The 11,948-nt window shown below is 62.2% G+C and carries 8 protein-coding genes; 3 read left to right on the forward strand and 5 right to left on the reverse strand.

Annotation, left to right across the window (positions count from 1 at the left end; all coding sequences use genetic code 11):
• Positions 1–17: 17 nt before the first annotated feature.
• Positions 18–731, reverse strand: a complete 714-nt coding sequence (locus tag ACILSQ_RS12370; protein WP_395743943.1) for an HpcH/HpaI aldolase/citrate lyase family protein — start codon at positions 729–731, stop codon at positions 18–20.
• An 80-nt stretch (positions 732–811) separates the two neighbouring features.
• Between ACILSQ_RS12370 and ACILSQ_RS12375 the strand changes: the two genes are divergently transcribed.
• Positions 812–1,564 carry a hypothetical protein gene (locus ACILSQ_RS12375; RefSeq protein ID WP_395743944.1) on the forward strand — a complete coding sequence of 251 codons (753 nt, stop codon included), beginning with the start codon at positions 812–814 and terminating at the stop codon, positions 1,562–1,564.
• A gap of 49 nt (positions 1,565–1,613) precedes the next feature.
• Here the strand turns inward: ACILSQ_RS12375 and ACILSQ_RS12380 are convergent, their stop codons facing one another.
• From ACILSQ_RS12380 to ACILSQ_RS12390, 3 genes are all read right to left on the reverse strand, one after another.
• Positions 1,614–2,840, reverse strand: a complete 1,227-nt coding sequence (locus tag ACILSQ_RS12380) for a phosphotransferase (RefSeq protein ID WP_395743945.1) — start codon at positions 2,838–2,840, stop codon at positions 1,614–1,616.
• A gap of 3 nt (positions 2,841–2,843) precedes the next feature.
• A complete protein-coding gene (locus ACILSQ_RS12385; protein ID WP_395743946.1) occupies positions 2,844–3,776 on the reverse strand; it encodes a bile acid:sodium symporter family protein in 933 nt (310 codons plus the stop codon).
• Positions 3,777–4,302: 526 nt separating this feature from the next.
• Positions 4,303–6,957 (reverse strand): sialidase family protein, encoded by a 2,655-nt coding sequence (locus ACILSQ_RS12390; RefSeq protein WP_395743947.1) that lies wholly within the window; start codon positions 6,955–6,957, stop codon positions 4,303–4,305.
• Positions 6,958–7,353: 396 nt separating this feature from the next.
• Between ACILSQ_RS12390 and pepD the strand changes: the two genes are divergently transcribed.
• Positions 7,354–8,808 carry a beta-Ala-His dipeptidase gene (gene pepD, locus ACILSQ_RS12395; RefSeq protein WP_395743948.1) on the forward strand — a complete coding sequence of 485 codons (1,455 nt, stop codon included), beginning with the start codon at positions 7,354–7,356 and terminating at the stop codon, positions 8,806–8,808.
• Positions 8,809–8,982: 174 nt separating this feature from the next.
• A complete protein-coding gene (locus ACILSQ_RS12400; RefSeq protein WP_395743949.1) occupies positions 8,983–10,026 on the forward strand; it encodes a LacI family DNA-binding transcriptional regulator in 1,044 nt (347 codons plus the stop codon).
• A gap of 463 nt (positions 10,027–10,489) precedes the next feature.
• Here the strand turns inward: ACILSQ_RS12400 and ACILSQ_RS12405 are convergent, their stop codons facing one another.
• Positions 10,490–11,914, reverse strand: a complete 1,425-nt coding sequence (locus ACILSQ_RS12405) for an FAD-dependent oxidoreductase (RefSeq protein ID WP_395743950.1) — start codon at positions 11,912–11,914, stop codon at positions 10,490–10,492.
• Between the last annotated feature and the right edge of the window lie 34 nt (positions 11,915–11,948).

Below are 11,948 nucleotides of genomic sequence, written 5' to 3' on the forward strand. Positions count from 1 at the left end.
GGAAAAGTCGGACTATTTCACCATGACCGGGCGGTTTCGATGTTTCGTTTAAAACCTTCGCGGACGAGGGAGAGGTCGGAGTCCATGGCGATCCAGGTGAAGCCGAGGGCTTTGAGCTTTTCTTTGTCGTCGGCGTGGCGGACGAGGATGCCGCAGCCTTTGTTGTGGGCTTTGGCGGCTTTGACGATGCTGATGACGCAGTCGTCGTAGGGGCGCGGGGAGTTTTGGGCTTTGAGGTCGAAGGAGAGATCGGCGGGGCCGATGAAGAGGGCGGTGATGCCTTCGACGGCGGCGATTTCAGCGGCGTTTTCTACGGCTTCGGCGGTTTCGATCTGGGCGAGGATGATGGGCTTGGGCATCTCACCAGTGGGGAGGCGCATGCCGTAGCCGTAGGCGCGGACGGTGCGGGAGACGCCGCGATGGCCGTGCGGTGGGTAGGTGGCGGCATCGACGCAGTGGCGGGCTTCGGCGGCGGTGTTGACGTGCGGCACCATGATGCCGTCCGCGCCCCAGTCGAGGACGCGGGCGATGAGGTCGGGGTGGGGCGCGCTGACGCGGACGATGGCGAGGGTAGAGCTGCCACGGAGGGCGCGGAGTTGATTGGGGAGGGCGGCTTCGGATTCGCAGCCGTGCTCGAGGTCGATGAGGACCCAGTCGAAGCCGCACTCGGCGGCGAGTTCGGTGACGGCGGGAGAGCCGATGGAAAGGAAGGCGCCGATGTGGGATTTCATGGGGTGGATCGTTGTAGCTCGGTATTCCGATACCGAGAAAACGCCGTCGCGGAATCGGAATTCCGCGCTACATAGCCGCCATGCCACACCAGCCGCTGTCGAAGCCTGCTGAGATTCCGGAAAAGCCGGTGTTTAGCGCCTATGAAGAGAAGGAGGATTTTTGGATGGTGCCGGGTTATGAGCGCAATCTGCCGCACTGGCGGCTGGTGGGAGCTTCGTATTTTGTGACCTTTCGCCTGGCGGATTCTCTTCCGGCGGAAGTGGTGCTGCGCTGGAAGCACGACGAGTCCCAGTGGCTGTTTGAGCGGGGCATCGACATCCACTGGCAGCGGGACGAGCCAGAGCGTTTCCGACAGGCAATTGCAAAACTCGATCCTGGCGAGCGTGCTGCTTTTCAGCGTGAGATGGCCCGGCAGTTTTTTCTCGAACTCGATCAATGCCATGGCTGCTGTGCACTGAAGGCCCCGAAAGCTCAAACCCTGATGGCGGACGCACTGCGCTTTTTCCATGGGCAGCGCTTGTGGACAGGTGATTTTGTGGTCATGCCCAATCACGTTCATGTTATTGCGCAGCCGTTTGCAGGAGTTCCCTTGGAAGAATGGTTGTATTCGGTGAAGCGGTTTACAGCGGCGCGCTTGATGCAGGAGGAGGATCTGCATGAACGACTGATGACGCGAGCCGGACATGTCTGGCAGCCTGAATCCTTTGACCGGGTGATTCGTGATTTGGGTGAGCTGAGACGCACACGTGAGTATATTGCGAAGAATCCGAGAGGTCTGCGTGAGGGTGAGTTCCATCTATACCGAGCGGAGTGGATTGATGGCTTGTTGTAGGGCGGAGTTTGGGGGCGGTGCGGGACGGCCGCGGTATCGGAATACCGCGCTACAGCGCCGCTTCGGATCTTAGGCAGTGGAGGGCGTGGAAGAGTTTTTTTAGTGTGAAGTCGCGGAGTGATTTTCCGGAGGTGCCGGAGGAGATGAGGAAGAAGGCGTCGTCGCGGTCGAAGTAGCCGGCGCCGACGCGGATGACGGATTTCACGATCATGTTGCGAAGGAGGTGGAGCCAGAAACGGCGGAGGTGGTTTTCTGGCAGGGGGCGGATGCTTTGATAGCCTTCGAAGGCGTGGCGGAGGAAGGTGTCGTCGTGGAAGCAGGCGAGGAGGGAGAGGTCGTCCATGGGATCGCCGGAGATGGCGTCGTCGAAGTCGATGAAGGCGGTGATTTCGGTTTCGCTGCCGAGGATGTTCCAGAGGGCGAGGTCTTTGTGGACGAAGCAGCCGGTGTCGAGGTGAAGGAGGGCGCGGTGGTTTTCGATTTCGGCGAGGATTCCGGCGCTTTGGGCGTGGGTGAGGAAGCTGTGGGTGACGAGGAAGGCGAGGTGCTGGTCGAGGCGGAGGTGGAAGTAGTCGGCGTAGGTGGGGTGGTAGCCGGAGAGTTCTGGGTAGGATTCGGGAGCGAGGGGACGTTCGTTCCGCACAGGGGATTTGCTTCGCGGCGCTTCGCCAGGTGCGGATTGCTCTAGGTTGTAGGCAGAGAGTTCGGCAAGAGATTCGGGAGCGAAGGGACGTTCGTGCCGCACAGAGGACTGTGCGGACCACTTTGGTGCGGACCACTTTAGGGTGCCGAAGTTGGGGAGGGTGATTTGCTGCCAGTGGGCGACGGCGGAGCCGATGGAGAAGGCGATGCGGGGGATGTCGAGGCGGCCTTGCTTGAACCAGTGGTTGAGATCCGGGGAGGAGATGCGCTCGAGGGCCTGCCAGGCGAAGGGGACGCGGGTGCGGGTGGCATCGCAGGCATAGACGCGGGGGGTGACTACGCCGGACTCGCGAACGCGGGAGAGGAGGGCTGATTCAATGGCGAGGTGGCCGTCTTTTTCAGGGCCGTTTTCGACGCGCATGAACATGGGCTGGCCTGCGACCTTTGCGTTCCAGGTGAGGTGATTGCCCTGGCCGATGCCTGTGCAGAGTTCGACGACCTGGGTGACGAAGTGGCGCTGCAGGACTTCGCGGAGCTGCTGCTCGATTTTGGCATCGGCAGCACCGCGTGTCTGTGTGCCGTGGAAGGCGGCGGGGCGGTCGCATTTCCAGTAGTAGATGTCCTGGCGGCTCATGAATCAGGCATCGGGGGTGCGGCGCTTCCACCAGGATGCGAGGAGGCCGCCGATGATGTTTTGCATGACGCCGCTGAAGACACCCGCGGCAGCGGCGAGGGGCATGGCGGAAAAATGTTCACGGGCCAGTGAGGCGGCCATGCCGCCGTTTTGCATGCCGACCTCAATGCTCACCGTGCGGGCAACGGATTCCGGATAGCGCAGCACTTTTGAAACCGCGTAGCCAACGCCAAAGCCAAGCACGTGAAGGGCGAAGGCAGCGAGCGCCAGACGACCAAAATGGGTGGCGATGGCATCCGCACTGGCGGCCACGATGCCACCGCTGACAAGGGTGAACGCCAGCACCGCCACGGTGGGGCCGCATGCGCCGATGCGATCCGCCGTGCGCGGCAACTTCCAGCGGATGAGCACGCCGAGCACCAGAGGGGCGATGGTGAGCTGCATGGCGGAGAGGCAAAGGCCCCATGCATCGACCGGCACATATTTCCCGGCGAGAACGCTGGTCCACATGGGAGTGAAGAAGAAGGCGAGCAGGGTGGATGCGAGCGTGAGGACGACGGACAATGCCACATTGGCCTTCGCCAGATAACTGATCATGTTCGAAGCCATGCCACCAGGGCAACTGGCGACGAGGATGATGCCGACCGCAAGACCGGGCTCGAGCTGCAATGCCCTGGCGACCAGCCAGCCGGACAATGGCATGATGGTGTACTGCGCGACGAAGCCCAGCGCCACACTGCCGGGCATGCGACCAATGGCCTTGAAGTCATCCAGGCTGAGTGTGAGCCCCATGCCGAGCATGGAGGCGGCGAGGGACCAGAAGATCCAGGGCTTGTCAAACCAGAGCATGGTCTGCGGCTTGAAGAAGGCGATGGTGGCGAGGCTGACGAGCCAGACGGGGTAGAGGTTATTGAACCAGTTGAAGAAGCGGATCATGCGGGATGGAACGGTGGCGGAAGCGGGATTTGTGTATTGGGGTGCGGTGGGGTGGCGAGGGCCGAGGGAGGGACCGTGCGGGGTGGCGGGGGGGGGACGCTGCTGGGGAGTGCGGTGTGTGAAGAAAGATCTGGGTTTGCTTCCCGGAGGGGTGCTGGAGGTACCAGGGTAGCCTCGCTGAGGCTCGGCAACCCTTCGCTATGATGCGGAAGGCCTTTGGCCTTCGAGGTGGGGGCGGAGACGGTGGGAGGGGTGGATGACTTTTTGCAGTGCGGGGTTTTGTTTCGCGGCGGGGCGGTCGCGGTATCGGAATACCGCGCTACATTGAGGCTTGGGGTTTCAGGTTGATGAGGTTGTGAAGAATGTTTTCTGAGGTGGAGGGCATGCTGATGAGCAGAACGATCTTTTTAAAGCTGTGATGCGAGGCTGTTGGCCTTCGAGGCGGGGGCGGCGGGAGGGATGGATGATCTTTTGCAGTGCGGGGTTTTGTTTCGCGGCGGGGCGGTCGCGGTATCGGAATACCGCGCTACATGGGGGGGCGCAGGGTGCAGGTGCCGCTGATGAGAAGGACGAGCTTTTTGAAGTGGAACTGCTCGCCTGCGGTGACGTCTTTTTGATAAAGGCTCATGCGATTGATCTCGCCGGGGAAGAGCTGGGTTTCGGGTGTGTCCACTTTGATGAAGCCGGCGGCTTTGAGGGCCTCTTCCTGGCTGGCAGCCTTGGGGCGGGTGGTCGGGGTGAGGGCGTAGAGTGTGCCGGGCTTTGTGACCTCGGCTTCGATCTTCTCGATGCTGGTGCGAAGGAAGGGCAGGTCACGTACAGCGTCGGGCATTTCATCGATGACATAGGTGCGGTCGGTGAAGAGTTTTACGCCGTGTTTCATGACGGCCGTTTCTTCTGGTGGGGCGGGCCAGACGATGCGTTTTTTGCCGGCCTGCGGCTCGAACTGGCCGATGTCCTCCAGTTTGCCGAACATGATGCGCTCTTTGCGGCTGGCGTCTTTGTCTCCCTGAGTAACGGCGAGCCAGATGGCACCTGCGTGCTCGTGGAAGGTGGGGTATTGGAAGGAGTGCGGGGACTCGAAGCGGTATTTGCGCTCCCAGATTTTGCCATCGCGGGAGACGTCCACATTGAAGACACTGCGGCCGACGCCCTGGATGCGGGTGGACTCCTGCCAGCCGAGGTAATAGACGCCGCCGAAGTGGTCGAAGGTGGGCTTTGAGTTTGCGCCGTTTGGCACGATGGGCAGGGGGCGGCCGATGGTCCAGGTTTTGGCATCGGCGCTGGTGGTGAAGTGGTAGTTGCCTTTGTCGTTGCGGCAGATGGCCATCCAGGTGCCATCTGGGAGGCGATTGACGGCGGACTCGCTGAGTTGTTCGGACTGAGGCTCATTGTAGTGGCCGAGGATTTCGAAGGTGGTGAGGTCGTCATGCACGAGAGCGAGTGCGTTTTGTTTGCCGCTGAAGTTGTTGAGGGCGACGTAGGTTTTGCCGTCGATCTTTTTGAAGGAGTCGAAGATGAAGAAGGAGGAATCGTGGGCGGGCTTGGTGAAGCCTTGTGCGGCTGCATCGGCGTGGAAGTACCGGGGCTGGAAATCGAAGGTGCCTGCGGCGGATTGCAATTTGGCTTTGTGGATGGTGGCGGCGAATTCGCCAGACTGCAGATCGAAGTCGCGGAACCACATCTGCGACTGGCGCTTGCCGGGGTCTTCGCTGGTGAAGTAGCAGCGGAGGGTGGTGGCGTCTTTTTGCAGAATGCGGGGGACGAAGCAGGCGCCGATGGGGAGGGTTTCGTTTTCGAAGTGCTGCTCGCTCTTGGCGAAGTCGATGACTTTTTCGAGAGCGAGTGTCTTGAGATTGACGATGGAGAGGGTGGCGTAGATGAAGGGCCATCCGGCGCTTTCGCCTGCCTTGAGATCATTGGCTTCGGTGACGATGTAGGCGCGCTGGCCGACGCAGACGAACTCGGCATCGTGCGCGCCTTTGACCTGAGGGGCGGAGGTGTTCACCAAGCGCTGCATGACGGTGTCGCCAGCGAGGGCGGGGTCCCATTTGGCGGGGATGATGGAGGGCGCGGGGAGTGCGCTTATGGTTTGTTTTAACTTTACTGAACCGGAGGTGTTTTTGCCGGAGGCGGCGTCTTCTTCACGGAACTGGGCGAGGAGGATTTCGCCAGCGCCCTGGCGGTCGCGGTCATAAGTGATCCAGATGAGGCCGTCGCGATCCTGGACGCCATCGGGGTAGGAGACGCCGCTGCGTTCATCGAGGAGGAGGCCTTCGTTCCATGATTTGCCGTCGTCGGTGGAGAGCTGGGCGGTGAGGTGGCTGCGGGTTTTGCCGGTGAAGCCGTGGTGGTTGACGAGGAGGAGATTTCCGGAGGAGAGGCGGCGGATGAAGAAGCGTGAGCCGGGATTGGCGACGGTGCTCGGTTTGGCCTCCGCCCAAGTGCGGCCTTTGTCTGATGAATGGCTCTCCCAGAGGAAGCCGCCGCCGGTGCGGGTGAGGAGCCAGAGGCGGCCGTCTTTGAGCTCGGTGATCATGCACTCGAGGGCCCACTCGGGGGCTTTGAGGGCGCCGTGGAGCTGCCAGGTTTTGCCTTCATCTGTGGAGATGCCGACGCCTTGGAGTTGTTTGGGTCCGGCGAACCAGGAGTGAATGGGCTCGGTGGCATGGGTGACGGGCATGATCCATTCGCCGGTGGAAAGGACGGTGGGTTTGTTCATGCGGAAGGCATAGGGGCCTTCGTAGCCGACGCGGAACTCGGGGCCGAAGACGGGAGGGGTGGCATCGGGGGCATCGCAGATGCGGGCGTGGACGTCGTGCACGGCGGTGTCTTTGTTGCCGCGATTGAAGATGTACCAGAGGCGGCCTTTGGGATCGAGCCAGAGGGTGGGGTCGAAGCAGCGGGTGCCGGCGGCGGGGTCTGCCATGACCTGGGGTGTGGTGTAGGTTTTGGCCTGGTCGTCGCTGTAGCAGAGGAGGACGGTGTTTTCGGCGGAAGGTTCTTTGGGGCCGCCGGTGAACCAGGAGGAGAAGACGCGGCCTTTGGCGGTGCGTTCGATGCCGGGGATGCCCTGCCAGGTGTGGTGGCGCTGGCCGAGGGGCTCGGCGGTACGCGCAGTGATGGTGCACGCGAAGGCGAGAGTGAAAGAGATGAGGAGGCGGAGCTGGCGGGGAGTCATCGGGGATAGGAACGCGTGGGGGCGGGGGATTTCAGGGTGGAATGGGATGACGGGGTGTTATGTTAACATTTTGAGGGTGGTGGATGGTCGCCGGTTATGGGGCGAAGGTGGCGCAGTGCGCAAGCGTGCGGCGAAATACTTTGCAGACGCTGCTGGTGCGCCAGGGGTGTGGCGGAGTGCCCGGTTTGCTTCCCCCCAGAGTTGGTTGCTGACCCAGGGCGGCGCTCGCTGAGGCTCGTTTGCCCTGGGCTGCGATAGGTCGCACCTTTGGTGCTAAGAAATGACGAGGTCGATCGCTCTATTGCCTTGGCCGAGTGGCATTCATGGCGATGATTTTTTATCGGCGAACTTGCTTGCATTCGGCGGTAGCGACCCAAGCCTCATCATACTCATTTTATGTCTTCCTCTGATATCCGCGCTCTCGAACCCAAGGCCTTGTGGAACTGTTTTGCTGATCTGAATGCGGTGCCGCGGCCGTCAAAGCGGGAGGAGAGGGTGGTGGGGTTTGTGCTGGGATTTGCGGCACGTCATGGCCTGGATGCGCAACTGGACAGCGCGGGGAATGTGATCATTCGGAAGGCGGCTTCGGCGGACCGGGAGGGGCGTGAGCCGGTGATCATGCAGGCGCATCTGGACATGGTGCACAAGGCGGGGGACGGGGTGACGTTTGATTTCGACAAGCAGGGGATCGAGATGTGGGTGGATGGTGACTGGGTGCGGGCGCGTGGGACGACTCTGGGCGCGGACAATGGGCTGGGGGTGGCGGCGATTCTGGCGGTGCTGGCGGCGAAGGATTTGTCACATCCGCCGATTGAAGCGCTTTTTACTTTGGATGAGGAGCAGGGCATGGGCGGTGCGCTGGGGCTGCAGCCGGGACTGCTGACGGGGAAAACGATGCTGAACCTGGACTCCGAAGAGGATGATACTTTTACCATCGGCTGCGCGGGCGGGATCGACACGCTGGGCAGTTTTAAGTACACCGAGGTGGCGCATGACTCGGCGGCGCCGCTGGTGGAGATTCAGATCTCGGGGCTGCGCGGCGGGCACTCGGGGCTGCAGATTCACGAAGGGCGTGCGAATGCGAACAAGCTGATGGCGCGGCTGCTGAACGCGTGTGGCGAAGAGGTGGTGGCGCTGTCAACGATGCGCGGGGGCAGCGCGAGGAATGCGATACCGGCGCAGTGTGTGGCGCGGGTGGTGGTGCTGGATGAGGCGCGGTTTGCGGAATGCTTCGAGCGTGAAGCGGCGGGGATTCGTGAGGAGTTTCGGCTGATCGAGCCGGCGCTGAGTCTTGAGACGGTGCCGGTGACGGTGGAGGCGGGCGAGGTGGGCATTATGGGAGGGGAGCACCAGAAGGCCTTTGTGCTGGCGATGCAGGCGGTGGTGAACGGGGTGTACCGCATGAGCCCGGTGGTGCCGGGGCTGGTGGAGGCTTCCACGAATTTTTCCACGATCGCGCTGGGTGGAGGAAAGGCGGAGTGGGGGAGCCTGCAGCGGAGCTCGGTGGAATCGAGCAAGATGGATGTGGCGCGGGCGTTTCGCGCGCCGTTTGAACTGATCGGTGCGGAGGTGCGGTCAGGGGATCCGTATCCGGGCTGGAGTCCGAGTGCGGAGTCGCCGGTGCTGGAGAAGATGAAGGGGATCTACCACGAGCTGTTTGGGCATGAGGTGAAGGTGGGAGCGTGCCATGCGGGGCTGGAGTGCGGGGTGATCGCGATGGCGTATCCGGGGCTGGATATGATTTCGTTTGGGCCGAACATTTATGAGGCGCATTCGGAGAAGGAGTGCGCGAGTGTTTCGTCAGTGCAGAAGTTTTGGAGGCTGCTGGTGGAGACGCTGGGGGGGCTATGATGGCTGTTTTCATTCATACTCTCCGGACGCTGCGGAAAGGTGGGCCCCTCACCCCTGCCCTCTCCCCGAAGAGAACTGTTTGCTGCTGTTGTGTGTCTGGGGCGGGGAGAGGGAGAGCTGCGTTCACCGCGCTGGCTTTTCCGGACACATCCTTTTTCAAAATGCCCTGAAGCCATGCCTGCCACTGCCGCGCCAACGCTGAAGGACATTGCCCGAGCGACGGGGTTTTCGCTGATGACGATTTCGCGGGTGCTGCGGGGTGCGCCGAAGGTTTCGGCGGAGAAGCGGGAGATGGTGCTGAAGGAGGCGAAGAGGCTGAATTATCAGCCGGATCCGCATCTGGCGCGGATGATGCAGGTGGTGCGGGGGAAGAAGCAGCAGAGGGTGCGGGCGGTGATCGCGGTGATAAGAGAGCATGTGCCGCAGGATGGGCTGCTGGGGCCTTCATACCAGTATGTGCCGATTGATGACATTCGGAGTCGTGCGCATGGGCATGGGTATGCGGTGGAGGAGTTTTGGCTGGGGAAGGACGGGCTGACGCCGAAGAGGCTGCAGAAGATTCTGCATGCGCGTGGGATTGAGGGCGTGATTGTGTCGCCGCAGAGCATGCAACTGCCGTGCAGCCGGATTGATTTTTCGCCGTTTGCGGCGGTGACATTTGGGAATGCGATGAGCAGCCCGGCGCTGCACATGTGCGCGGGGAACATGACGCTGGGGATTCACATGGCGGCGGATGAGCTGAGTGCGCGAGGTTATAAGCGCATTGGCGTGGCAGTGACGAGGTGGATTGTGAACCGGTCGCAGTTTGGGTACAGCGGGGGGCTGTTTCACTGGCAGCAGAGTCTGCCGGAGGGGGATCGGGTGCCGCTGCTGCTGTTTCCGAGCAATGACATCAGCAAGGGGTTTGAGGCGTTTGCGAAGTGGATGCGTGAGCATGAGCCGGATGCGCTGATCACGTTTGATACGCATGTGCCGGGGTGGCTGCGGAGATTGGGACTAAGGGCGCCGCAGGATATCGGCTTTGTGGTGCATGACTGGACTCCGAGGATGGCGGAGTATGCGGGGATTTATCAGCAACGGGATCACCTGGCGGCGGCGGCGGTGGATTTGATCGTGACGCAGCTTTCGCAGCACGAGCATGGGGTGCCGGAGGTGCCGAGACAGATCATGATTCCGCCGAAGTGGGTGGATGGGCCGAGTGTGAGGGCGGTGGGGTGAGGGGCGGTTTATGCCGTGTCACAAAAACAGCGTCTATGTGCGGAGGTGCACGGTGACTTCGGCGGCGAGGCGGTGAGACGCTGCTGGAGGGCGCGGTGTGGTGGAGAAGGCGGTGGGTTTGCTCTCCGGATTTGGGCGTGCTTTCCAGGGGTGGCGCTCGCTACGCGAGCTGACCCCTGGCTACCCGCTGTGATCCCTCCGGGATCATTGAAGGGTCATGCGGCGCGTGATACCGAGAGAGGGCGAGTCTGGATAGGATTTGAAGCAGCGAGTTTGATCCAGATGAAAACACAGACACGCTTTCAATGGGTCGTCGTCTTATTTGTGCGTCTGGGGCGAATGCGAAGGCGCTGATCGACGGACAGGAGTGTCCATCGTACTTTCCGGAGTGCTTACGTGGCTCGATGCAGTGAGAGATTGCGGAGCGCTGAGCTCATCTCGGCGGAGCGAGATGAGTACTGTACTATACGCGCTGCCCCATGGCTTTGAGCTTGGCTTCGCCTTCGGACCAGGGGACTTCGTGGGGGAGGCGCTTGGTGGTGGCGGCGAGGGCGGCGATGACGCCGGCGCCTTCGCCCATGCCGACGGAATTGCCGGTGACGCGGTAGCTGGCGTGAGCGATGAAGTCGCCGCTGATGCAACGGCCGGCCATCATGAGGCCATCCACGTCTTTGGCGATGAGGGCGCGCAGGGGGATGTCGTAGGGCTTGACTTTGATGCCGGTGGCGTGGGTGGCGCCGCCCTTTTCATTGTGCTCGGCGGTGGTGGCGTGGATATCGACGCCGAAGGTGGCGCGGACGACGGCATCGTCATGGCGTGCGCCTTTGATGACGTCGTCTTTGCTGACGGCATAGCGGCCGAGAATGCGGCGGCCATCGCGCACGCCGATCTGCTCGGCGGTGGCAACGATCTGGATGCCTTCCCAAGGGCCGCCGAGGCTGCGGAGGCCGTTGACCATGAGGTTCATTTCTGCGCGGGCGCGGACGGTGGCGGCGGTGATCTCGGCGGCGTCCCAGGGCTTGATGCCGAACTCCTGGTTCATCATGGCGAAGACGAGATTGCCGCTGACATGCCAGAGTGTGGACCCGGAGTAGGAGGGGAAATGGCCGCTTTTGACGATGGCGTCCTTGATGCGCTTTTTCTTTTCGCCGTCGGTGTTTTCGCCGGGCTTGGGCTGGCCGAAGCGGACGAATTCGCGCAATTGCTCGACGTCTTTGACGACGAGGAGGGCATTGAGCGAAAGGGGCTGGCAGGGGCAGTCGGCGGCTTCACCGATTTCGAAGGCGCAGCCGGATTGGAAGCCGAGATCGCCATCGCCGGTGGTGTCGATGAAGACGGGGGCTTTCCAGGCCTGGCGGCCTGACTTCGATTCCGTGATGATGGTGGTGAGGCGTTTGCCTTCGCGGAAGGCGGCGCAGACTTTGGTGTGATATTGGAATTTTACACCGGCTTCGACGCAGAGTTCTTCGAGGAGGAGCTTGAGGGCTTCGGGGTCGTAGCAGAAGCGGCTGGCGCTGGTGGAGTTGGCGCGGGCGCCGCGGGCATCGAGCTTGTCGCGGAGTTCTTTGGCGAAGCCGGGTTTGTTGAAGTCGAGGAAGTAGCCGAGGAGGCCGGCGGTCCAGATGCCGCCGAGGCAGCCGCGCCATTCGAAGAGGCGGACTTTTGCGCCTGCGCGCGCGGCGGTGATGGCGGCAGTGACGCCCGCGGGGCCGGCGCCGCAGACGATGACGTCGGCGTCGTTGGCGAGGGGGATGTCGTGGGCGGGTTCGTTGAAGAGGCCGTCTTTGGCGGCGGGGGTGTCAGCGGCGATGAGAGGGGTCTGGCTGACAGCGCCGCCGGCGAGTGCGGCGTGGAGGAAATGGCGGCGGGAAACGGGGGCGGGTTTCATGGGGGCAGTATGACGGAGGGAGGGGGGAGAAGCT

It is taken from the genome of Prosthecobacter sp. (assembly GCF_044227185.1).
GTDB lineage: Bacteria > Verrucomicrobiota > Verrucomicrobiia > Verrucomicrobiales > Verrucomicrobiaceae > Prosthecobacter.

What these genes read in the sequence shown, in the direction of transcription:
- ACILSQ_RS12370 (WP_395743943.1), bottom strand. Translation starts at nt 731, where the DNA reads ATGAAATCCCACATCGGCGCCTTCCTTTCCATCGGCTCTCCCGCCGTC.
- ACILSQ_RS12375 (WP_395743944.1), top strand. Translation starts at nt 812, where the DNA reads ATGCCACACCAGCCGCTGTCGAAGCCTGCTGAGATTCCGGAAAAGCCG.
- ACILSQ_RS12380 (WP_395743945.1), bottom strand. Translation starts at nt 2,840, where the DNA reads ATGAGCCGCCAGGACATCTACTACTGGAAATGCGACCGCCCCGCCGCC.
- ACILSQ_RS12385 (WP_395743946.1), bottom strand. Translation starts at nt 3,776, where the DNA reads ATGATCCGCTTCTTCAACTGGTTCAATAACCTCTACCCCGTCTGGCTC.
- ACILSQ_RS12390 (WP_395743947.1), bottom strand. Translation starts at nt 6,957, where the DNA reads ATGACTCCCCGCCAGCTCCGCCTCCTCATCTCTTTCACTCTCGCCTTC.
- pepD (WP_395743948.1), top strand. Translation starts at nt 7,354, where the DNA reads ATGTCTTCCTCTGATATCCGCGCTCTCGAACCCAAGGCCTTGTGGAAC.
- ACILSQ_RS12400 (WP_395743949.1), top strand. Translation starts at nt 8,983, where the DNA reads ATGCCTGCCACTGCCGCGCCAACGCTGAAGGACATTGCCCGAGCGACG.
- ACILSQ_RS12405 (WP_395743950.1), bottom strand. Translation starts at nt 11,914, where the DNA reads ATGAAACCCGCCCCCGTTTCCCGCCGCCATTTCCTCCACGCCGCACTC.